This is a genomic window from Reyranella sp. GW821-FHT14A01, from assembly GCF_058803965.1.
The window spans coordinates 99,024-121,108 of record NZ_JBXAPM010000006.1 but is presented as its reverse complement, the minus strand read 5'-3'; the positions used below and the strand labels follow the sequence as shown (position 1 = coordinate 121,108).

Genomic DNA, 22,085 nt, shown 5'->3' with positions numbered 1-22,085 from the left:
AACAGCGGTGCTTGTGCTGATCGTCGAGGATCAGGCGGAGATCGGCGAAGTCTTGAGAGATTCCTTCCAGGATGGCGGCTACGACGTGCTGCTCGCTGCAACGGCGGAAGAGGCGCTGGCCGTGCTCGATGCCCGCAGGGAGGAGGTGCGCGCCCTCGTCACCGACATCAAGTTCGGGTCGAGTGCCACCGGCTGGGACGTGGCGCGCCATGCGCGCGAGCTGAAACCCGAAATGCCGGTGGTCTACATGACGGGCTCGGAGAGCAGCGACTGGCCGGTGCTGGGCGTGCCGAACAGCATTCTGGTTCCGAAGCCCTTCGCGCCGGCGCAGGTCATCACTGCGGTCTCGCAGCTCCTGAATTCGAGCCGCACACCGGGTTCGTAAAGACCGACAACCAGCGGGCCGACGATGCGCTATTCCTGCTTGCGGCCTGGATCGCCGGCTTTCAGCCGCGCCACTTCTTCTTCGAGTTCCTTGATCCGCTGGGCGAGCTGGTCGACGGCGGGGGCGATTTCGGCCTCGCTGTAACGCGGCACGATGTGCTGGCGGCAATTGATGTCCCAGGCCTCGATCGTGAAGGCGATCGCGCGCTGCGGTCGCGCCCGGTAGCTGGGATCGACCAGGCGCTCCATCAGTTCGAGATCGCCTTCGACGATGCGGGCACGGCCCCACAGTTTCAGGCGCTGCTGCGTGGCGAAGTGCAGGATGAAGATGTGAGCGCGGTCGTTTTCGCGCAGATGGCCGAGCGTGATGTACTGGTGGTTGCCCGCGAAGTCGGCGAGGGCCAGCGTGTGGCTGCCGATCGGCTTCAGGAAGCCGGGAGGGCCGCCGCGATGCTGTATATAAGGTCGGCCGTCGGCGCTGGCCGTCGCCAGGAAGAAGGTGTCGATGGCGCCAAGGAACTGGCGGAGATCGTCGGTGATCTCCGTGTTCCATGTCCGGCCCTCGAACTGGGCGCGCGATCCGAGACGCGTCTGCTCCGCCTTCACCGCGGGCGAGAACATCACGTCTTCGGGATTGCTCATCCCCGTCGCTCCATCGTTACCCCAGCTTCTTGCCGAGTCGTCCGGCGATTTCCTGGATGAATTGCCAGGCGACGCGGCCCGACCGCGAGCCGCGGGTGATCGACCATTCGACTGCCTGTTTGCGCAGCTCGTCCTTCGGCACGTCGAGCCCGTAGAATTCGCAATAGCCTTCGATCATCGAGAAGAACGTGTCCTGGTCGGCATTGTGGAAGCCGAGCCACAGGCCGAAGCGGTCCGACAGCGAGACCTTTTCCTCGACGGCCTCGGACGGATTGATCGCCGTCGAGCGCTCGTTCTCGATCATGTCGCGCGGCATCAGGTGGCGCCGGTTCGACGTCGCGTAGAAGACGACATTGTCCGGCCGGCCCTCGATGCCGCCGTCAAGCACGGCCTTCAGCGACTTGTAGGCGGCGTCCTGGCCGTCGAACGAAAGGTCGTCGCAGAACACGATGAAGCGACGGGAGGAGTCGCGGATCATGGTGAGCAGGGCGGGCAGGGACGGGATGTCCTCGCGATGGATCTCGATCAGCGCCAGGGGGCCCGGCGGGCCACCCATCTCGCGGTTCACATGGGCGTGCACCGCCTTGACGATCGAGCTCTTGCCCGCGCCGCGCGAGCCCCAGAGGAGCGCATTGTTGGCCGGCAGGCCCTTGGCGAAGCGACGCGTATTCTCGACCAGCGTCTCCTTCTGGCGGTCGATTCCGACCAGGAGATCGAGGTTCACGCGGTTGACCTTGGGGACCGCCTCGAGCCGGTGACCGGCCGCGTGCCAGACATAGGCTTCGGCCGCATTGATGTCGGCGCCGGGAGGAAGCGGGGGCGCCAGACGGTCGAGTGCTGCCGCAATGCGTGAAATAGTGGCTTTAAGGTCTTGATCCATCGTCGCTGGCCGCTGAAAAGGGGGGCGACCATATCGCCCCCTGCTTACATTGCAAAGCGGGGCGGGACCGCTATAGTCCGCGCGCTTTTTCGACGGCCGGAAGATTCGGGAGCAGAAGATGTTTATTTCGCAGGCGTGGGCGCAGGGTGCAGGTGGTGGTGGCGGGGATTTCCTCGTCCAGCTCTTCCCGCTGATCCTCATCTTCGTCGTCTTCTACTTCCTGCTGATCCGTCCGCAGCAGGCCAAGGTGCGCGCCCAGCGCGAGATGTTGTCCGGCGTGAAGCGTGGCGACCGGGTCGTCACCGGCGGCGGCATCATCGGCCTGGTGACCAAGGTGATCTCCGACAACGAGGTCCAGGTGGAACTTGCCGAGGGCGTGCGGGTTCGCATCATCAAGCAGACCATCACGGATATCCTGACGCGCGGCGAATCGGTGCGCGGGCCGAAGGACAGCAACGAAGAAGACGACAAGCCCATGTTGCCGCCGCCGGCCGCCGCGCCGGAGCGCAAGAGCCTGCTGGGCAGCCTGTTCGGTGGCGGCAAAAAGTAACGAGGCGGAGAGGATTTAGGTCGGAATGCTCAACCTTCCGCGCTGGCAGACCATCGTCATTGCCGGCATCACGCTGCTGTCGGCGCTGTTTGCGCTGCCGAATCTCTTGCCGGCCAGCGTTCTCGACCACATGCCGCACTGGTATGCGAACAGCCGCATCAATCTCGGCCTGGACCTGCGCGGCGGTGCGCACTTCCTGCTGGAAGCCGACCTGCGCTCGGTGATCAACGAGCGCCTGAACAACCTGTCTGATTCGGTGCGCGGCGAACTGCGCAAGCAGCAGGTGCCCTTCAAGGATGTCACCATCGAGCCCGGTCGCGCGCTGGTCGTCAGCCTGCGTGACGAAGCCAATCGCGCCAAGGCGATCGAGGCAATTCGTGCGGTCGATCCCACGCTCACGCTCTCCGGCAGCGGCGACACGATCCGGATTGCCTATTCCGACCAGGAGATGGCGAAGAAGAAGAAGGAAGTGATCGACCAGTCGATCGAGATCCTTCGCCGCCGCGTCGACGAGACCGGCACCCTGGAGCCCACCATCACGCGCCAGGGCGACGAGCGCATCCTGCTGCAGGTCCCGGGCATCAAGGACACGACCGACCTCAAGCGCAAGATCAACCAGACCGCCAAGCTCACCTTCCATCTGGTGAACGAGGACGTGGCCGCGGCCGGCCAGAACATCCCGCAGACCGTGCCGCCGACCACCTTCCTGGTGCCGACGCGCGAGGGCATGCAGGAGCTGCGCCGGACCAACCCGAAGGCCTGGGAGGATATCCAGGCCGCCAATCCGCGCCTGTCGCCGGAGCAGATCTGCCGTCGCTACCAGCCGCAGTGCCTGCCGGTGCTCAAGCGCGTGGTCGTCGGCGGCGAGGACCTCGACGATTCGAAGGCCACCTTCGAGCAGCAGCAGGGCGGCCGTCCGATCATCAGCTTCACCTTCAACTCGGCCGGCGGCCGCGCCTTCTGCGCCGCCACCCGCGCCAACATCGGCAAGCGCCTGGCGATCCAGCTCGACGGCGAGATCATCAGCGCCCCGGTCGTGCAGGGTGCGATCTGCGGCGGCAGCGGCATCATCACCGGCAGCTTCACGACCCAGCAGACGCAGGAGCAGTCGCTGCTGCTGCGCTCGGGCGCGCTGCCGGCGACGCTCAGCATCATCCAGGAAAGCACCGTCGGCGCCGACCTGGGCGCGGACGCCATCCAGGCCGGCACGGTGGCGGCGCTGGTCGGCACGGCGCTGGTCGCGATCTTCATGTTCGTGGCCTACGGCCCGGTGTTCGGCGGTTTCGCCAACCTCGCCATGCTGGTGAACCTCCTGATGGTGTTCGCCGGCATGTCGATCCTGGGCGCCTCGCTGACCCTGCCCGGTATCGCGGGCCTGGTGCTGACGGCAGGCCTGGCGGTCGATGCCAACGTGCTGATCTATGAGCGCGTGCGCGAGGAGAAGGCCCTGGGCCGCTCCCCGTTCAGCTCGCTCGCCACGGGTTACGAGAAGGCGATGTCGGCGATCATCGACGCCAACCTCACGACGCTCATCGCCGGCGTCCTGCTGTTCGGCTTCGGTTCGGGGCCGATCCGCGGCTTCGCGACCACCCTGACGCTCGGCATCATCACCTCCATGTTCAGCTCGACGATCTTCACGCGCATGCTGCTGGCGGTCTGGGTGCGCTGGCGCCGCCCCTCCGAACTCGTGATCTGAGGCGCAGCCATGTGGAAGCCTGTCCGCCTTTTCGCCTTCAAGAAGAAGTTCGACTTTCTCGGTCAGCGCCGCGCCGCGCTGATCATCTCGACCTTGATCAACGTCGTTTCGATCGTCGGCGTCCTCACGCTCGGCCTCAACTTCGGCATCGACTTCAAGGGCGGCATCGCCATCCAGGCCAAGGCCAAGGACGGCAAGGCCGAGCTCGACCAGCTGCGCAACACGGTCGGCGCTCTCGGCGTCGGCGAGGTGTCGCTGCAGGAATTCGGCGATCCCAGCACCGTCCTGATCCGTGTCCAGCGCCAGGAAGGCGACAACCAGTGCGTCGCGGGTGCGCAGCGCGTGATGCTGCAGCGCGCCGGCCAGGGCTGGCAGGTCAAGCCCGGTGCGGCCGGAACCGGCGACGTCGAGTTCACCTCGCCGGCCGCACTCGACGCCGCCAACTGGCGCGATGCCGTCAGCCGCGCCGGCTTGACCATCCAGGAGCGTCAGCTGCCGCGCGGCCAGACCAATACGGCCAAGATCGACATGTCGGTCGAGCAGCGCGCCGAATGGTGCCAGCAGGTGGCGATCAAGCTGGTCGAGGATGCGATCGGCAGCAACTACGAGCTGCGCGGCACCGAGTCGGTCGGTCCCAAGATCGGCGACGAGCTGATGCGCAGCGGCATCTGGGCCGTGATCGCCACCATGGTCGCCATCGCCATCTACGTCTGGGTGCGGTTCGAGTGGCAGTTCGCGATCGGTGCGCTGATCGCCATGCTGCACGACGTCATCTCGACCATCGGCATCTTCGTGCTGTTCCAGCTCGACTTCAGTCTCACGGCGCTGGCCGCGGTGCTGACCATCGCCGGCTACTCGATCAACGACACCGTCGTGATCTTCGACCGCGTGCGCGAGAACATGCGCCGCTACAAGAAGATGCCGCTGCTCGACCTGCTGAACCACAGCATCAACGAGACGCTGTCGCGCACCTTGATGACCTCCGCCACCGTGTTCGTGGCGGTGGGCGCGCTGGTGCTGTTCGGCGGTCCGGTGCTGCACAGCTTCTCGGTCGCCATGCTGTGGGGTGTCATCGTCGGTACCTACTCGTCGGTCTGGGTCGCCTGCGCCGGCCTCGTCTATCTCGGCCTGCGCGCCGACCATCTGCGCCCGGCCGAGGACAAGGCGGACAAGGCCGACAAGGGCGGCGACAAGACGGAGCAGGCCGGGGCGTGAAGCCGCTGCTCCCGGGACCCGCCGACAAGAGCCTGCCGACGCCGGACCCGAAGCAGGTCCAGTACATTCGCAGCTACGGTCCCGGCCGCTTCATGATCAGCGAGCGGGAATGGCAGTCGCCGGTGCTGGTGACGCCGGCGGCCACCTATCCCTGGAGCGTGACGCGCGCCGAAGACCTCTCCCTCGAAAGCCTGGCGCCGCTGCGTGAGGCGGCCGTGCCGACCGAGATCCTGGTGCTGGGCTGCGGCCCGCGCGCCGTGTTCGTGCCGCCCGACCTGCGGGCCGCCCTGAAGGCGGCCGGCATGGGCCTGGAAGTGGTCGATACCGGCTCGGCCTGCCGCATCTACAACGTGCTGCTGGCCGAGAGCCGGCGGGTGGCGGCGGCGCTCATTCCGCTGTAGGCGGCGGGAAGACGCCGCGAAACGAAAACGGGGCCCGCAGGGCCCCGTTTCCTTGTTCGGATCGTCGTCGATCAGATCGGCGCGTTCTGTTGCGCCACCATGCAGTAGAGCATGCCGATCGAGAACATGGTGTTGAAGCGGCTGGCGTAGAGGGCCCTCGGCGCGGCGGCGGCCTTCTCCTCGGCCGTGGCTTCGACGAGGCCCAGGATCTTCTGCTGGTTCGGCCAGATGATGAACCAGACGTTGAAGGCCATGATCATCGCCATCCACATGCCGATGCCGATCATGATGAAGCCGGGGCGCAGGGTGAGCGCGTCGATGATGTACTTGTTCATCGTGGCCAACAGGAGACCGGTGATGACGGTGGCAAGGGCGGCGTAGCGGAACCACCAGAGGACCGTGGGGGCGATGAACTTGGTGATCGCCGTCCGGCTTTCGGCCGGCTGGATCTTCGGCATGGTGGGCACCTGCACGAAGTTCAGGTACCAGAGCATTCCGATCCACATGATGCCGCAAATAACGTGCAGCCACCGCATGATGACCGTCGCATAGGCATGGTCGATCTTGATCGACTGTCCGGTCACGGCACCGGCGCAGACCACGATCAGAATCAGAAGCACGATGCCTGCGGAAACGGTGCGCCCAAGAGAGGTAAAGATGGCACCCATGTCGAACATCCCCTTTTATCTTATTGAGAGGATTGAAGAATCCTCGATGGTCATATTGTAAACTCAACCCGACCTGCGTTCAACGGTCGCAGCCGAACCCCCCTGATCCCCGATGCCCGAACCCCAGCCGAACAGCTACCGCGCCCCCGAGGTCTCGCACCGCTACGTGCTCGATCTCGTGCGCGACGCCGACCGGGAGCGTTTCCTCGGCGCCCTGTTCGCGCCGGAGCCGCAGCGCAGCGGGCTGTTGGCGCTGCTGGCCTTCGACCACGAGCTGGCGCGCACACGCAGCGTCACGAAAGAGCCGATGCTGGCCCGCATCCGCCTCGAATGGTGGCGCGAGGCGATGGCCGAAGCGTCGGGAACGGGCAAGCCGCGGGCGCAGCCCATCGTCGAATCGCTCAGCGAAACGATCCGCCAGCACGAGCTAACGCTCGAAAGCCTGGTCGCGCTGATCGATGCCCGCGAGGAGGAGATCGAGGGACCGCTCGACGTCATGCGGGCCGGCCATGCGCTGGCCGACCTCGAACTCGGCGTCTTGGGGGTCGAGGACCCCGCCTCGCGACAGGCGGCCCATGCGGTCGGCGCCGCCTGGCTGATGGGCGAGGGGCCCGAGCGCGACCAGCTCGTGGGCGATGCGCGTGCGCTCCGGCGCAAGGTCGATCCGGCCGCGCTGCCGATCCTGCTGCCGGCCCTTTCGCTCGACCGGCCGATGGGGCCGCTGCGGCGGCCGCTGGCCTATTGGTGGGCGGCCAAGCGCGGGCGATACTGACGGGGCAACCCGGGAGGAAGTGTGGCGCGCACGAAGGCCAATGGCATCGAGATCGAATATGAGACCTTCGGCAAGAAGGACGACCCGGCGCTCCTGCTGATCATGGGCCTGGGCGCCCAGCTCACGCTCTGGCCGGAATCGCTGTGCGAGGGATTGGCCAGGCAGGGCTTCTTCGTCGTGCGCTACGACAACCGCGACGTCGGCCTGTCGACCGACTTCGACAGTGCAGGCCTGCCCAACCTGATGGATGCCTTCGCCAAGCTGATGAAGGGCCACAAGGTCGATGCGCCGTATCTTCTCTCCGACATGGCCGCCGATGCGATCGGGCTGCTCGACGCGTTGGGCATCGACCGCGCGCACATGGTCGGCGGCTCGATGGGCGGCATGATCGCCCAGGTGATCGCCGCCACCTATCCGGCGCGCACGCGTTCCCTCGTGTCGATCATGTCGACCAGCGGCCGCTATGACCTGCCCGCGGGAAAGCCCGAAGCGGTCGCCATGCTCTCGGCGCAGCCCGAGGGCCCGGCGCGCGAGCAGATCGTGGCGCACGGCATCAAGCTGCGCACCGTCATCAGTGGCCCAGGCTATCCGACCGACCCCGCCGCGATGCGCGCGCTGGTCGAGCGCAACGTCGACCGCCGCTATTACCCGCCGGGGGCCGCGCGCCAGTATCTGGCGATCATGGCCTCGGGGCCGAGGGTCGACCTGCTGAAGACCGTCAAGGTCCCGACGCTGGTGCTGCACGGCGAAGACGATCCGCTGCTCCCCGTGGAGTGCGGCCGCGACGTGGCGGCCCTCGTGCCGGGCGCGAAGATCGAGACTTTCCCCGGCTGGGGGCATGACGTGCCCGAGCAGATGGTCCCGAAGCTGGTCGCCAGCATCTCGAATTTCTGCAAGGCCGCCTGAGGAAACAACCCAATGAAGTTCGGCATCTTCTACGAGCATCAGCTTCCCCGGCCCTGGGGCGAGAAGAGCGAGTACCAGCTCCTGCAGGACTCGCTGACCCAGATCGAGCTCGCCGATGCGTTGGGCTACGACTACGCCTGGGAGGTCGAGCATCACTTCCTCGAGGAGTATTCGCACTCCTCGGCGCCGGAAGTGTTCCTCGGCGCCGCCAGCCAGCGCACCAAGCGCATTCGCCTGGGCCATGGCGTGATCCAGCTCACCACCAACAACCCGCATCGCGTGGCCGAGAAGGTCTCGACGCTCGACCTGCTGTCGGGCGGCCGGGTCGAGCTGGGCATGGGCGAGGCGGCGGGGCCGGCCGAGCTGCATCCGTTCAACATTCGCGTACGCGACAAGCGCGAGCGTTGGGAGGAGGCCGTGAAGGCCATCGTCCCGATGTTCACGAAGGAGAGCTGGGAGTTCCACGGCCAGTATTACGACTTCCCGGCGCGCAACGTGATCCCCAAGCCGTTCCAGAAGCCGCATCCACCGCTCTGGGTCGCCTGCTCGAACATCCAGACGATCGGCAAGGCGGGCGAATGGGGCATGGGTGCGCTGGGCTTCACCTTCGTGACGCCGGAAGCCGCGCGCGCCTGGGTGCACAAGTACTACAACAACCTGCTGAACAACTCGAAGAAGCTCGCCGACTATCCCAGCAATCCCAACGTCGCGATGGTGTCGGGCTTCATGTGCGCGCCCACCGACGAGGAGGCCGAGGCCAAGGCCGCCGGCTGGACCTTCTTCATCTTCGCGCTCTCCTACTATGGCCGCAAAGGCGTCGATGCGCCGGGCACCTCGAACCTGTGGGACGAATACCAGGCGTGGCGCGGCGGACCGGAGGAGAAGAAGGCGATCGAATCAGGGCTGATCGGCTCGCCGGAAACGATCCGTAAAAAGCTGCGCCAGTTTCAGGCCAGCCGCGTCGACCAGGTGATCCTGCTGAACCAGGCCGGCAAGACCAGCCACCAGGACATCTGCGATTCGCTCGATCTCTTCGCCCGCGAAGTGATGCCGGAATTCCATGCCGCCGAAGCCGAGCATGCCGTCTGGAAGCAAAAGGTGCTCGACCGGGAGATCGTGCTCGAGGATCTCGATGTCGCGAAGTACGACATCTTCAGCCACCAGAACGAACATATCGTCCGCCTCACGCCAGAGCAGCTGAAGCAAAAGATGGCCGAGAAGGAAGCCGCGGCGAAGCGCGCGTGAGCGCCTTGCGCGTCGCGGTCATAGGCGGCGGGATCGGCGGGCTTTCCGCCGCGCTGGCGCTCCTGAAGGCCGGCTTCGATGTCCAGGTCTACGAGCAGGCGCCGCGTTTCGGCGAGATCGGCGCCGGCCTGCAGATCAGTCCCAACGCCTCGCGGCTGCTCCACCGGCTGGGCCTCCGGGAATCGATGAAGCGCTGGGGTGTGCGGCCACTCGCCGTCCATCAGAAGCGCTGGGACGATGGCCGCACCCTGCAGCGCGCGCCGCTGGGGCCCGAGGTCGAGCAGCGCTTCGGCGCGCCGTACTATCATTTCCATCGCGGCGATCTCGCCTTCCTGCTGGCCGAGGCAATGCCGCCGGAGCGGGCGCATGCCGGCCATCGTCTGGTCGGCATCGAGGAGAAGGGCGATCGCGTGGTCGCGCGCTTCGAGAACGGCGTTTCGGCCGAAGCCGACCTTCTGATTGGCGCCGACGGCATCCATTCAAGGGTCCGCCATCTCACCTTCGGGCCGGAGAAGCCGCGCTTCACCGGTTGCGTCGCGTGGCGCGGCCTGGTGCCGGCGGAGCGCATCGCCCATCTCGATATCGAGGTCGCCTCGCACAACTGGATGGGGCCGGGCGGGCACTGCGTCCATTATTGGGTGTCGGCGAAGCGGCTTATGAACGTGGTCTGCATTGTCGAACAGGGCGCCTGGCAGAGCGAGTCCTGGACCGACCGGGGCGACGTGGCCGACGTGATGGCGCGCTACGAAGACTGGCATCCAACGGTACGCGGCCTGATCCAGGCCTTTCCCGAGACCTTCATCTGGGCCTTGCACGACCGCGCGCCTTTACCGGCGTGGACGCGGGGCCGGGTCGCGCTGCTGGGCGATGCCTGCCATCCCATGCTGCCGATGATGGCGCAGGGCGCCGCCCAGGCGATCGAGATGGCGCCGCGCTGGCCTCGCTTCTGGCGACGATGAAGAACGACGTGCCCGGCGCGCTTCGCCGCTACGAGGAGCTTCGCAAGCCGCGCGCGACTCGGTTGCAGGAAGCCAGCGCCGTCAACCGTGTACGCTTCCACCTGCCCGACGGGCCGGAGCAGCAGGCCCGCGACGCCGGCATGGCCAACGGCGGCGACCGTTCCCTCGACAATATCGCCTGGCTCTACGATCACGACGCGGCCGACACGGCCCGGTAGCGTCGGGCCGCGGGATGTGGCCTAATCTCCCCAAATCGCGATCCACGAAGTGGGCGCCGCTGTTGCCGTCAGGGAGGCAACGCTCGATATGTACAGCTACGTTGCACGACGCCTCGTGTTCGGGGCGCTTACGATCATCGGCGTATCGATCACGGTGTTCGTGATCATGCGAATCCTGCCCGGCGATCCCCTGGTGGCGATCTTCGGTTCCGAAGGCATGACCAAGCTGACCGATGCCCAGCGGGCCCACTACATGGCCGAGCTGGGCCTCAGCGATCCCCTGTGGATTCAATACATGTCCTGGGTGAAGGACATACTGCGCGGCGACTTCGGCCGTTCCTTCTTCCGCTCCGAAAGCGTCGCCGACATGATCCTGCGGCGCGGGCCTCTCACCGCCCAGATCGCCGCCATCTCCGTCATTCTGTCCTGGGTGGTCGGCATTCCGGTGGCGATCATCAGCGCGATCAAGCCCAACAGCGTGGCCGACAGCGTCGCGCGCTTCACCAGCATCCTGTTCATCGCCGTGCCGGGCTTCTGGGTGAGCATGCTGATCGTGCTGGGGCTGCTCTTCTGGTTCGGCTATCGCGCGCCGATGGCCGGCGTGTCGTTCTTCGCCGATCCGTGGACGAACCTGCAGATCGTCATCGGCCCGGCCATCGTGCTCGGCCTGGGGCAGGCCGCCTACATCGCCCGCATGGGGCGTTCGAGCCTGCTCGAGGTGATCCGCGAGGATTACGTGCGGACGGCGCGGGCCAAGGGCCTGAACAACAAATGGGTCATCGCGCTTCACGCGCTGCCCAACGCGCTGTTGCCGGTGATCACCCTGTCGGGCGTGCTGCTCGGCCTGGTCCTGGCCGGCTCCATTCCGGTGGAGCGGGCGTTCGCCACGCCCGGCCTGGGTTACGCGATGTTCACCGCGGTGAGCGAGCGGGATGTCTTCGTGATGCAGAACCTCGTCTTCCTTTACGCCGTGGTGTTCGTCGGCCTGAACATCCTGGTCGACGTCGCGATTGCCCTGCTCGATCCGAGGATCCGGTACCAATGACCGTAACCACGACCACGACCGATCTGGTGCCCGCACCGCCCTCCCGACTGCGTCGGGTCCTGCGCGGTTTCGGGACCTTCTTCCGCCGCGCACCGCTGTCGGCCTTCTGGGGGGTGATCGCGGCCCTGATCGTCGCGACGGCGATCGCCGCGCCGCTGGTCGCTCCCTATCCGCCGCTCAAGTCCGATTTCCGGGCGATGCAGAAGCCGCCGAGCGAGAAGCACTGGTTCGGCACCGACCAGATCGGCCGCGATACGCTGAGCCGCGTGATATACGGCAGCCGGACCTCGCTCACCGTGGCGCTCGGGGCGGTCCTGTTCGGCACCACGGTCGGCGCGCTGTGGGGTTTGGCCTGCGGCTACTTCGGCGGCCGGTTCGACATGGCGAGCCAGAGGCTGATCGAGTTCCTGCAATCCTTCCCGGACCTGATCCTGGCGATGGCGATCGCCATGGCGCTGGGCGGCGGGCTGATGACCGTCATCGTGGCGATCGCCATCACCCGAATACCCTTCGGCGGCCGGGTCATTCGCTCCGTCGTGTTGTCGTTGAAGGAGATGCAGTACGTGGAGGCGGCGCGCGGCATCGGCGCGTCGCACAAGCGCCTGATGTTCCGTCACATCCTGCCGCAATGCGTGGCGCCCTATCTCATCCTCGCGACCACGCATCTCGGCGTCGCCATCGTCATCGAGGCGTCGCTGGGCTTCCTCGGCGTCGGCATCCCGCCGCCCGAGCCGACCTGGGGCAACATGCTGGCGGACGCGCTCAATTCCGGGCTGGTGCCGCCCTGGTGGCTGGTCTTCTTCCCCGGCGCGGCGATCACGCTCACGGTCCTGTCCTTCAACCTGCTGGGCGACGGCATCCGAGACCTGCTGGATCCGAGACTGCGCGGGTCTGTCTGACCCTGTTGGATCGGCGCAGGTTCGCGCACCTTGTCATCCCGAGCGTAGCGAGGGACCTTTATTCATGGGCATTAAAGGTCCCTCGCTACGCTCGGGATGACAATTTGCCTTGATCGACATTGTGCGCCGGCTTTTGCTCGGAACGATTCTAGGACGCCGCGGCCAATGGAAAGCGCACAGCGCCATCGTGCAGATGACAGGCGGCGAGGTGGCCTTGCATGACTTCGCGCAGCGCCGGCGCCTCGACCTTGCAGCGAGGCATGGCGTAGGGGCAGCGCGTGTGGAAGTGGCAGCCCGGCGGCGGATTGATCGGGCTCGGGACATCGCCTGTCAGGATCACACGCTTGCGGCCGCGAGCGCTCGATTTCGGGATGGGAACGGCCGAGAGCAGCGCCTCGCTGTAGGGGTGCAGCGGCGTCTCGAACAGGGCGCGCTTGTCGGCCATCTCGACGATGCGGCCGAGATACATCACGGCGACGCGGTGACTGATGTGCTCGACGACCGCGAGGTCGTGGGCCACGAAGAGGTAGGACAGCTTGAACTCGTCCTGCAGGTCCATCAGGAGGTTGATGATCTGGGCCTGGATCGAGACATCGAGCGCCGAGACCGGTTCGTCGCCGACGATCAGTTCCGGCTCGAGCGCCAGGGCGCGCGCGATCCCGATCCGCTGGCGCTGGCCGCCCGAGAATTCGTGCGGGTAGGAATTGATGGCTTCCGGCCGCAGCCCGACCTTCTCGAACAGCGCCGCGACCCGCTCCTTGTGTTCCTTCGGGTCGCCGATCTCGTGCACCACCATCGGCTCGCCCACGATCTCCCCGGCGCTCATGCGCGGGTTCAGCGATGCATAGGGGTCCTGGTAGATCATCTGCAGGCGCCGCCGGTAGGGGAGCAGCTCCTGCCGGCTGAGTTGCGTGATGTCCTGTCCGGATACCTTGATTGTGCCGCCGGTCGGTTCCATCAATCGCAGCAGCGTGCGCCCGACCGTGGACTTGCCGCAGCCCGATTCGCCGACCAGCCCCAGTGTTTCTCCGCGGGCGATGGAGAAGGAGACGCCGTCCACGGCATAGACCTGTCCGGAGACGCGGCTGAAAAAGCCCTTGTGGATCGGGAAGTGCTTCTTGAGGCCCTCGACCTCGAGCAATGCCGTCATGCGTCCGCTCCCACGGCCATTCCCGCCAACGCTTTGTCGGCATGCCAGCAGGCGATCCAGTGCCCCGGCCGCTTCTCTTCGAGCGGCGGCACGACCTGACGGCACTGATCGCTGGCGAGGCCGCAGCGGGGTGCGAAGGTGCATCCCTGCGGCAGCCTGAAGAGCGACGGCACCATGCCCTTGATCTCGTTCAGCCGCGGCCGCCGCGCACCGCTGCGGGCCGCGGTGTCGAGATGAGGGATCGAACCCAGCAGGCCGCGTGTGTAAGGGTGCCCGGGATGGTCGAACAGGCGCGTGGCGTCGGCTTCCTCGACCTTGCGGCCGGCATACATGACCACGACCCTGTCGGCGTTCTCGGCGACCACGCCCATGTCGTGCGTGATCAGCACGATGGCCGTGCCGAAGGTTTCCTGCAGTTCCCGCATCAGGTCGAGAATCTGCGCCTGGATGGTGACGTCGAGGGCCGTCGTCGGCTCGTCGGCGATCAGAACCTTCGGATTGCACGACAAGGCCATGGCGATCATGACCCGTTGGCGCATGCCGCCGGAAAGCTGGTGCGGATAGGCGTGCGCCCGCCGCTCCGGCTCGGGAATATAGACGCGCTTCAGCATCTCGACCGCGCGATCCCAGGCGTCGCGCTTGTTCAATCCCTGATGCAATGCGACGGCTTCGGCGATCTGCTTGCCCACCGTGTAGAGCGGGTTGAGCGAGGTCATCGGCTCCTGGAAGATCATCGAGATCTCGTTGCCGCGAATACGCTCCATCTCGGTGTCGCTGACCTCGAGCAGATTCCTGCCCTGGAAGCGGACGGCGCCGCCGACGATCCGGCCCGGCGGATTTGCCACCAGTCGCAGGACCGACAGGGCGGTCACGCTCTTGCCGCAGCCGGACTCGCCCACGACGCCCAGCGTCTCGCCGGCCTTCAGTGAATAAGACACACCGTCAACCGCGCGAACGGTGCCGACCGCGGTGAAAAAGTGGGTCTGGAGGTCCTCGATCTGGAGGATCGTTTCGTCCGCCATCGACTCCCCTCAACTTATGGTGTTAGTTTTGGCCCACAGAGAAGATGGGCAAACCATCAGAGCACAGAGTGCTCGGTCTGCAAAAGGCCAAAAGGGAGGAACGAAATGCAAGACCATGTGTCGAAGCGTTCCCGCGTTCATAAGCTTACCCGCGTAAATCGACGGCAGTTCATGAAAGGTGCGGCCGCGGCGGCCGGCGCATATGGCTTGCCGTTCCATGCCTGGGCGCAGGGTGTGCCCAGCGAGTTCGACGGATCGAAGTTCCAGCTCAAGGCCGCCGAACCCAACGCCAAATCGGGCGGCGTGCTGCGTTACGGCATCACGTCGAGGGCGCCTCATTTCGACTTCCATCAGTCCGGAACGATCAACAGCCTGGGCAGTCAGGGCTGCATGTTCGACAACCTCGTGCGGCGCGATCCGCGTGACAGCGGCAAGACGATCATTCCCGACCTGGCGCATAGTTGGGAGATCTCGAAGGACAACAAGACCTATACCTTCATGCTGCGCAAGGACGTGCAGTTCCATGACGGCGCGGATTTCACGTCGGAAGACGTGAAGGCAACCTTCGATCGCATTGCCAAGCCGCCCCAGGGCATCTCGATCCCGCGCAGCACGCTGTTCGCGGCGGTCGAGGAGATCAAGGCGCCCGACAAATACACGATCCAGTTCCAGCTCTCCGAGCCGCGACCGGCCAACTTCATCATGTCGGCGATCGCCTCGGGCTGGAACGGCATCGTCCGCAAGAAGACGCTCGAGGACAACGGCTACAACCTGCGCCGCGTCGTCGACATTCCGGGCACCGGCCCCTTCAAGAGCCAGCGCCGCGTCGAGGCGGAAGTCTGGGTCATGGAGAAGAACAAGAACTACTGGAACAAGGGCCTGCCGTATCTCGACGGCATCGAGTTCTATCACGCCCTGCCGTTCTCTCCCGAACTTGGCTCCGGCCTGCTGTCCGGCCGCCTCGACTATGCCCGCCTGCTCGACCCGGTGTCACAGCGCAAGGTCAAGTCGACCCAGGGCATGTCCGGCACCGACTTCTACCAGAGCGTCATCCAGGCGACCTGGATGAACAACAAGAAGAAGCCGCTCGACGATCCGCGGGTCCGCCGCGCTCTCCATCTCGTCCTCGACAAGCCGGTGCTGGTCGACGTGGTGAAGGACATCGCCCCGATGATGGTCGGCGGGTTCATCTATCCGTTCTCGGAGTTTGCCACGCCGCTGCCGGAGCTCGGCAAGCGGCTCGGCTACCAGGCCGACCCGACGGCGGCAGTCAAGGAAGCCAAGGCCTTGATGAAGGCGGCGGGGTACGAGAAGGGCATCACCGGCCTCGACTTTCTCGTACGCGAGGTCGCCAGCTTCAAGCTGTGGTCGCAGGCGATCCAGGCGATGCTGCAGCAGGCCCTCAACGTCCAGTGCAACATCCGCACGGTTGTCGAATCGGTCTGGTTCGACGACATCCGCACCGGCAAGTTCGATCTCGCCATCGGCGCGATCGTCTCGACCTTGCTCGACCCGTCGGACTACTTCAACGCCTGGTACTCGAAGAACGGGCCGCAGAACTACTCGTCGTGGGACAATGCCAAGTTCAACGAGCTGGTCCCGCAGATCGACCGCGAGGTCGATGCCAAGAAGCGCCTCGACCTGATCCGCCAGGCCGAGATGATCATGGAGCAGGACCCGCCGCTCCTGCCCGTGTCATGGGAGAAGATCAACGACGGCTGGTACAACTACGTGAAGGGCCATAATCCGAAGGAGTACTTCGGAATATACGACGTGGTCCGCTTCGACACGTTCTGGCTCGACAAGTAGTCAAACGGCGGAGGTTACTCCGCCCGACGTGGCGCGCTCCGCTGATTCAGTGATAGCCGAGCGTGTCCGGACTGTCCGTGCAGTTGGTTGCCTTGGTCATCAGGCAATCCTGCAATCGCGACGTCTTGTGCAGTTCGCTCGCGAGGGTGATGCCCGCGATCACCAGACTCGCCAGAACGACCAATGCGATCAGGCCCCTTCGCCGTCCGGCGGCTTCGCGTTCTTCCTCGTCCTGTTCGATACGCATGGTTGCCTACTCCGCCGGGAGGGCGGCGGCCGGCGTCGCCTGCTTCCTGCCCTTCAGCCGCTGCGCCAGCCGGTCGAGATAGAGATAGATCACCGGCGTCGTGTAGAGCGTCAGCCACTGGGAGACGAGGAGGCCGCCCACGATCGCGATGCCGAGCGGGCGGCGCAGTTCGGAGCCGGCACCCGTGCCGATGGCGAGCGGCAGGCCGCCGCCGATCGCCGCGAAGGTCGTCATCATGATCGGCCGGAAGCGCAACAGGCAGGCCTCGTGGATCGCCTCCAGCGGCGTCTTGCCCCGCTCGCGCTCGGCTTCCAGCGCGAAGTCGATCATCATGATCGCGTTCTTCTTCACGATGCCGATCAACAGGATGATGCCGATCAGCGCGATGACGCTGAGGTCGTAGTGGAAGAGCATCAACATCGCCAGCGCGCCGACGCCGGCGGACGGCAGCGCCGACAGGATCGTGATGGGATGGATATAGCTCTCGTAGAGCATGCCCAGCACGATGTAGACGGCCAGGATCGCGGCTGCGATCAAGAGCGGCGTCGAAGAGAGCGAGGACTGGAAGGCCTGCGCCGTTCCCTGGAAGGCGCCGTCCAGGGTGATCGGCGTGTGCAGCTCGGCCTGCATCTGCCGGATCTTCTCGACCGCTTCGCCCAGCGCCACGCCGGGCGCCAGGTTGAAGGACAGGGTCACCGCGGGGAACTGGCCCTGGTGGCTGACGGTGAGCGGCGCCACGCGGTTGGTGAAGCGCGCCAGCGTGCCCAGCGGCACCTGCACGCCGTTGATGCTGGCGACGTAGATGCGCGACAGCGCCGTGGGATCGGCCTGGAACGAAGGCAGGACCTCGAGCACGACCTTGTACTGCGTGCTCGACGTATAGATCGTCGCCACCTGGCGCTGGCCGAAGGCGTCGTAGAGGGTCTGGTCGATCAGCGACAGGCTGACGCCGAGGCGCGAGGCCGTATCGCGGTCGATGTCGATGGCGATGTGCGGCGCGGCGATCTGCTGGTCGGAGGTGACGTCCTGCAGCTCCGGCAGCTTCGCCATGTTCTCCTCGATGATCGGCGCCCAGTGGTTCAGCTCGGCGATGTCGGTCGAGGTCAGCGTGTACTGGAACTCGGTCTTGCTGAGACGGCCGCCGACATTGATGTCCTGGCCGGCCTGCATGAAGAACTTCACGCCCATGACGTTCGCCACCTTCGGCCGCAGGCGCTGGATGATCTCCTGCGCCGAGGCGTCGCGTTCGCCGAACGGCTTGAGCTGGATGAACATGCGGGCGGTGTTCTCCGACGAATTGCCGCCGGTCGAGCCGACGAAGCCCACGACGCCGGAAACCGCGGGATCCTGCTGGACGATCGACGAGAGCTCGGTCTGCAGCTTGGCCATGGCGGCGAAGGAGATGTCCTGCCTTGCCTCGGCCTGGGCGAAGACGAAGCCGGTATCCTGCTCGGGGAAGAAGCCCTTGGGGATGATCGCGTAGAGATAGCCGGTGACCACGATCAAAAGCACCGTGGAGATCAGCATCAGCGGCTGGTGGCGGAACACCCATTGCAGGCCGCGATCGTAGCCGCGCGTCACGGCGTCGAAGAAATCCTCGCACATCTGATCCAAACGGCCGCGCTTGTGCTCCTTATTCTGGCGCTTGAGGAATTGCGCGCACATCATCGGCGTGAGCGTCAGCGACACGAAGGCCGACATGATGACCGCCACCGTGACCGTGACCGCGAACTCCCGGAACAGGCGGCCGACGATGCCGCCCATGAACAGCAGCGGAATGAACACCGCGATCAGGGAGAAGGTGATCGACACGATCGTGAAGCCGATCTGCCCCGCGCCCTTGAGCGCGGCGTTGAGCGGCGTCTCGCCCTCCTCGATGTAGCGCACGATGTTCTCGATCATGACGATCGCGTCGTCGACGACGAAGCCGACGGCGATGGTGAGGCCCATCAGCGAGAGATTGTCGATGCTGTAGTCGAGCAGGTACATCACGCCGAAGGTGCCGACCAGCGACAGCGGTACGGTGATGCTGGGGATGATCGTCGCCCACAGGTGGCGCAGGAAGATGAAGATGACCATCACCACCAGGCCGATGGTCAGCACCAGGGTGAACTGCACGTCCGCCACGGAGTCGCGGATCGACTGGGAGCGATCGGACACCAGCTCGACCTGGACGCTCTTCGGCGCCGAGGCGAGGAGGCGCGGCATCTGCGCCTTGATCGTGTCGACGATCTCCACGGTATTGGCGCCGGGCTGGCGGAACACCAGCAGCAGCTCGGCGCGCTTGCCGTTGTACCAGGCGCCGCTGCGCGGGGCCTTGGTGGCGTCGACCACGTCGCCGATATCGTCGAGCGTCACCGGCGCGCCGTTGCGGTAGGCGACGATGATCTGGCGGTAGGTCGAGGCCTGGAAGAGCTGGTCGTTGGTGTCGATGGTGAAGGACTGGTGCTCGTTCTCGAAATTGCCCTTGGCCTGGTTGAGCGTGGCGTTGGTGACCGCCGCGCGCACGTCCTCGAGGCCTATGCCATGGGCGGCGAGGGCCGAGGGATTGGCCTGGATGCGGACGGCGAAGTCCTGCTGGCCGCCGACCAGCACCTGCGAGACGCCCGGCACCGCGGAGATCTTTTGCGCCAGGATGGTGAAGGCATAGTCGTCGACCTTGTAGATCGGCAGGTCGTCGGAATGGACGGCATAAATGAGGACTGCGCGGTCCGCGGGATTGACCTTGCGATAGGTCGGCGGGTTGGGGAGGTCCTTGGGCAGCAGGCCGCTGGCGGCGTTGATCGCGGTCTGAACATCGGTGGCCGCGCCGTCGATGCTGCGGCCGAGGTTAAATTGCAGCGCAATCGAGGTCGTGCCGAGGCCGCTGGTCGAGTTCATCGAGGCGAGGCCGGGAATGGCGGCGAACTGCTGCTCCAAGGGCGTTGCGACCGAGGAGGCCATGGTCTCCGGGCTGGCGCCGGGCAGGGTCGCCGACACGGTGATGGTCGGGAAATCGACGTTGGGCAGGGCCGAGACGGGCAGGAGACTGTAGGTGGCCGCGCCGAACACCAGCAGGCCGAGCATGAGGAGGGAGGTGGCGATCGGCCGGCGGATGTAGGTGGCGGAGATGTTCATGGCCAGCTCACCCGGCCTTCGCCGCTACAGGTGGGGCCGCCGCAGGCGGGGTCTCCGTCGAAGGCTTGTCCTCGTCGATCCTGACCCGCGCGCCGTTGGTCAGGCGGTACTGGCCGTCGACCACGATGCGCTCGCCGGCCGCGATACCCTTGTCGATGATCGCGATGCCGTCCTGCATGCCGGCGACGTCGAGGTCGCGGCGCTCCACCGTGTCGCCCTGGCGGATGACATAGGCGTAGTAGCCGGACGGACCCTGCATCACCGCGCGCTGCGGGACGGTCACGGTGGCGGCCCGCGTCGAGAGGACCAGGCGCACGTTGACGAACTCGCCCGGCCACAGCTGCGCGTCTTCATTCTCGAAGGTGGCCTTCATGCGCTGGGTGCCCGTGGCGACGTCGATCTGGTTGTCGATCAGCGAGACATGGCCCTTCGACAGCAGCGTCTTGTCGTCGCTTGCATAGGCGAACACTTCGAGCGGTGCGGTGGCCTGGCTGCGGCGGATGTCGGCCGAATAATCCTGCGGGACCGTGAAGTTCACGAAGATGGGTTTGATCTGGGCGATGCTGACCAGGCTCGTTGCCTGCGAGGCCTGGACGAGATTGCCGAGGTCGACGAGGAGCTGGCCGGTGCGGCCATCGATCGGCGCGCGGATGTCTGTGTAGGCAAGGTTCAGGGTCGCCGTGTCGATGTTCGCCTGGTCGACGCTCAGCGATCCTTTCAGCCCGTCGACGACGGCCTGCTGCTGGTCGACGCTCTGGCGCGACTGGAAGCCCGAGCCGATGAGCTTGCTGTAGCGTTCGAGGTCGAGCTGGGCGCCGAGGAGCAGGGCTTCATTGCGTTTCTTGGCAGCATTGGCCGAATCGAGCGTCGCCTGATAGGGGCGCGGGTCGATCTGGAAGAGCGGCGTGCCGGCGGTGACGTCCTGGCCTTCCTTGAACAGCACCTTGACGATCTGGCCGTCGACCCTTGCCTTCACCGTGACCGTCTTGAAGGCCTGCACGGTGCCCAAGCCGCGCACGAGGATGGGAACGTCCTTCGTCTCGGCGATGCCCGCCGAGACCGGCACGAGGGGCGGCGAGGCCGATGCCCGTGCGCTGGTGTTACCAGGTTGATGGAGGAACAGATAACCCGAGACGGCCAAGGCGATCGCGAAGCCGGTGCCCGCGAGCTTGGTCAGTGTCGATTTCTTCATTTCCGAACGGCCTTCCCTCGTCACGCACTCGAGCGACCAGAGAAAGGAGTCGGCGCCTCAAAGAGGGCTGCAACGCGGCGCTGCGCTTACAACAAGCTGACAGGGCCGTGCGCATTGACGCAGTTTTCCTCGCGACTGCAATCGCACACGAAGCGCGATTGCTCTACCACGCCGCTGGTACCTGCGTGCGATACCAGTCGAGGATCTCGGCGCCGGTCCACATCACGACTCCGTCGTGGCCGAGGATGTAGTCGTAAAGCATCTCCAGATACTTGATCCGGTGCGGCACGCCCGTGAGATAGGGATGGATCGAGATCGCCATCACCCTCGGCGCGGTCTTGCCGTCGAGGTAGAGCCGGTCGAACTGGTCACGGCCGCGCCGATAGATTTCGTCCGAGGGCTGCTGCTGCACAGCGCTGATGACGACGTCGTTGATCTCGACCGTGTAGGGCACGGAGACAATCTCGCCGTGCCTGGTCTTGAGCGGCAGCGGCTGCTCGTCCATCACCCAGTCGGCGACATATTCGATGCCGGCTTCCGCCAGCAGGTCGAGCGTCTCGTCGGTCTCGGTGAGGCCGGGGCTTTCCCAGCCGCGCGGCGGCTTGCCGGTGAAGTCCTTGATGGCGCGGATCGTGTCGGCGATGGCGCTCTTCTGGTCCTCGACCCGATGCATCGGCTTCTGCACCCAGCCATGGCCCATGAAGTCCCAGCCGGCCTCGTGCGCCGCCTGGCAAGCCTCGGGATAGAGCTCGCAGGCCGTGCCGTTCACGGCGAAGGTCGCCTTGAGCTTGCGCGCGCTCAGCGTTTCCAGGAAACGCCAGAAACCGACCCTCATGCCGTATTCGTGCCACGCCCAGTTCGGCACGTCGGGCAGCAACGGCTGGCCCATCGGCGGCGGCAGGACGGTGCGCGGCATCGCACCGGCCGGACTCCAGTTCTCGACGTTCACGATCGTCCAGACGGCGACGCGCGCGTTGCCGGGCAGGACGAGCTTCGGCCGCTTGTGGATCGGCAGATAGGGCGTGCGGCCGCGGACGCTGTCGCCGGTTTCGCGCGTCATCGCCGGCG

Annotated in this window: 22 protein-coding genes; 13 read left to right on the top strand and 9 right to left on the bottom strand. The window is 65.8% G+C overall.

Annotated elements, in window-relative coordinates; translation table 11 throughout:
* Positions 1-7: 7 nt before the first annotated feature.
* Positions 8-385 (top strand): response regulator, encoded by a 378-nt coding sequence (locus AC1ROX_RS11880; RefSeq protein ID WP_493125691.1) that lies wholly within the window; start codon positions 8-10, stop codon positions 383-385.
* A gap of 29 nt (positions 386-414) precedes the next feature.
* Here the strand turns inward: AC1ROX_RS11880 and AC1ROX_RS11875 are convergent, their stop codons facing one another.
* Both AC1ROX_RS11875 and AC1ROX_RS11870 read right to left on the bottom strand, forming a co-directional pair.
* Positions 415-1,026, bottom strand: a complete 612-nt coding sequence (locus AC1ROX_RS11875; RefSeq protein ID WP_493125689.1) for a pyridoxamine 5'-phosphate oxidase family protein — start codon at positions 1,024-1,026, stop codon at positions 415-417.
* 16 nt (positions 1,027-1,042) lie between these two features.
* Positions 1,043-1,906 (bottom strand): ATP-binding protein, encoded by an 864-nt coding sequence (locus AC1ROX_RS11870; RefSeq protein WP_493125687.1) that lies wholly within the window; start codon positions 1,904-1,906, stop codon positions 1,043-1,045.
* A gap of 118 nt (positions 1,907-2,024) precedes the next feature.
* Between AC1ROX_RS11870 and yajC the strand changes: the two genes are divergently transcribed.
* Genes yajC through AC1ROX_RS11850 form a run of 4 tightly spaced genes read left to right on the top strand, consistent with a single transcriptional unit; the run spans position 2,025 to position 5,768 of the window.
* The gene (gene yajC, locus AC1ROX_RS11865; protein WP_493125685.1) at positions 2,025-2,456 is read left to right on the top strand and encodes a preprotein translocase subunit YajC; all 432 of its coding nucleotides are present in this window, start codon (positions 2,025-2,027) and stop codon (positions 2,454-2,456) included.
* A 25-nt stretch (positions 2,457-2,481) separates the two neighbouring features.
* Positions 2,482-4,152 (top strand): protein translocase subunit SecD, encoded by a 1,671-nt coding sequence (gene secD / locus AC1ROX_RS11860; RefSeq protein WP_493125683.1) that lies wholly within the window; start codon positions 2,482-2,484, stop codon positions 4,150-4,152.
* Between the two features lie 9 nt (positions 4,153-4,161).
* Positions 4,162-5,367, top strand: coding sequence for a protein translocase subunit SecF (gene secF / locus AC1ROX_RS11855; RefSeq protein ID WP_493125681.1), 1,206 nt, complete (start codon positions 4,162-4,164; stop codon positions 5,365-5,367).
* A complete protein-coding gene (locus tag AC1ROX_RS11850) occupies positions 5,364-5,768 on the top strand; it encodes an Mth938-like domain-containing protein (RefSeq protein WP_493125679.1) in 405 nt (134 codons plus the stop codon). Before secF ends, AC1ROX_RS11850 begins: the two co-directional genes overlap by 4 nt.
* A gap of 71 nt (positions 5,769-5,839) precedes the next feature.
* Here the strand turns inward: AC1ROX_RS11850 and AC1ROX_RS11845 are convergent, their stop codons facing one another.
* A complete protein-coding gene (locus tag AC1ROX_RS11845; RefSeq protein WP_493125677.1) occupies positions 5,840-6,436 on the bottom strand; it encodes a urate hydroxylase PuuD in 597 nt (198 codons plus the stop codon).
* 112 nt (positions 6,437-6,548) lie between these two features.
* Between AC1ROX_RS11845 and AC1ROX_RS11840 the strand changes: the two genes are divergently transcribed.
* The 7 genes from AC1ROX_RS11840 (at position 6,549) to AC1ROX_RS11810 (ending at position 12,480) form a co-directional block, all read left to right on the top strand.
* A complete protein-coding gene (locus AC1ROX_RS11840) occupies positions 6,549-7,208 on the top strand; it encodes a squalene/phytoene synthase family protein (RefSeq protein ID WP_493125675.1) in 660 nt (219 codons plus the stop codon).
* A 21-nt stretch (positions 7,209-7,229) separates the two neighbouring features.
* Positions 7,230-8,114 (top strand): alpha/beta fold hydrolase, encoded by an 885-nt coding sequence (locus AC1ROX_RS11835; protein WP_493125673.1) that lies wholly within the window; start codon positions 7,230-7,232, stop codon positions 8,112-8,114.
* 12 nt (positions 8,115-8,126) lie between these two features.
* Positions 8,127-9,359 carry an LLM class flavin-dependent oxidoreductase gene (locus AC1ROX_RS11830; RefSeq protein WP_493125671.1) on the top strand — a complete coding sequence of 411 codons (1,233 nt, stop codon included), beginning with the start codon at positions 8,127-8,129 and terminating at the stop codon, positions 9,357-9,359.
* Positions 9,356-10,318: an FAD-dependent oxidoreductase gene (locus AC1ROX_RS11825; protein WP_493125669.1), complete on the top strand. Its 963-nt coding sequence runs from the start codon at positions 9,356-9,358 to the stop codon at positions 10,316-10,318. Before AC1ROX_RS11830 ends, AC1ROX_RS11825 begins: the two co-directional genes overlap by 4 nt.
* Complete coding sequence (locus AC1ROX_RS11820) at positions 10,315-10,536, top strand: hypothetical protein (RefSeq protein WP_493125667.1); 222 nt, start codon at positions 10,315-10,317, stop codon at positions 10,534-10,536. Before AC1ROX_RS11825 ends, AC1ROX_RS11820 begins: the two co-directional genes overlap by 4 nt.
* Positions 10,537-10,624: 88 nt before the next feature.
* Positions 10,625-11,581, top strand: a complete 957-nt coding sequence (locus AC1ROX_RS11815) for an ABC transporter permease (protein WP_493125665.1) — start codon at positions 10,625-10,627, stop codon at positions 11,579-11,581.
* On the top strand, positions 11,578-12,480 hold the full coding sequence (locus tag AC1ROX_RS11810; protein WP_493125663.1) for an ABC transporter permease: 903 nt from the start codon (positions 11,578-11,580) through the stop codon (positions 12,478-12,480). Before AC1ROX_RS11815 ends, AC1ROX_RS11810 begins: the two co-directional genes overlap by 4 nt.
* 148 nt (positions 12,481-12,628) lie before the next feature.
* On the opposite strand, the gene AC1ROX_RS11805 is transcribed toward AC1ROX_RS11810, so the two are convergent.
* Positions 12,629-13,630 carry an ABC transporter ATP-binding protein gene (locus tag AC1ROX_RS11805; protein WP_493125661.1) on the bottom strand — a complete coding sequence of 334 codons (1,002 nt, stop codon included), beginning with the start codon at positions 13,628-13,630 and terminating at the stop codon, positions 12,629-12,631.
* The gene (locus tag AC1ROX_RS11800) at positions 13,627-14,652 is read right to left on the bottom strand and encodes an ABC transporter ATP-binding protein (RefSeq protein WP_493125659.1); all 1,026 of its coding nucleotides are present in this window, start codon (positions 14,650-14,652) and stop codon (positions 13,627-13,629) included. The genes AC1ROX_RS11805 and AC1ROX_RS11800 overlap by 4 nt, the downstream gene beginning before the upstream one ends.
* A gap of 105 nt (positions 14,653-14,757) precedes the next feature.
* On the opposite strand from AC1ROX_RS11800, the gene AC1ROX_RS11795 reads away from it, so the two are divergent.
* Entirely contained in the window at positions 14,758-16,461 is a 1,704-nt protein-coding gene (locus tag AC1ROX_RS11795; RefSeq protein ID WP_493125657.1) for an ABC transporter substrate-binding protein, read from the top strand.
* A 46-nt stretch (positions 16,462-16,507) separates the two neighbouring features.
* Here AC1ROX_RS11795 and AC1ROX_RS11790 read toward each other — a convergent pair whose 3' ends face one another.
* From AC1ROX_RS11790 to AC1ROX_RS11775, 4 genes are all read right to left on the bottom strand, one after another.
* Positions 16,508-16,708, bottom strand: a complete 201-nt coding sequence (locus AC1ROX_RS11790) for a hypothetical protein (RefSeq protein WP_493125655.1) — start codon at positions 16,706-16,708, stop codon at positions 16,508-16,510.
* Between the two features lie 6 nt (positions 16,709-16,714).
* Positions 16,715-19,825: a multidrug efflux RND transporter permease subunit gene (locus AC1ROX_RS11785; RefSeq protein WP_493125653.1), complete on the bottom strand. Its 3,111-nt coding sequence runs from the start codon at positions 19,823-19,825 to the stop codon at positions 16,715-16,717.
* A 7-nt stretch (positions 19,826-19,832) separates the two neighbouring features.
* The gene (locus AC1ROX_RS11780; protein ID WP_493125651.1) at positions 19,833-21,017 is read right to left on the bottom strand and encodes an efflux RND transporter periplasmic adaptor subunit; all 1,185 of its coding nucleotides are present in this window, start codon (positions 21,015-21,017) and stop codon (positions 19,833-19,835) included.
* A gap of 163 nt (positions 21,018-21,180) precedes the next feature.
* Positions 21,181-22,077, bottom strand: coding sequence for a polysaccharide deacetylase family protein (locus AC1ROX_RS11775; protein WP_493125649.1), 897 nt, complete (start codon positions 22,075-22,077; stop codon positions 21,181-21,183).
* Positions 22,078-22,085: the final 8 nt, after the last annotated feature.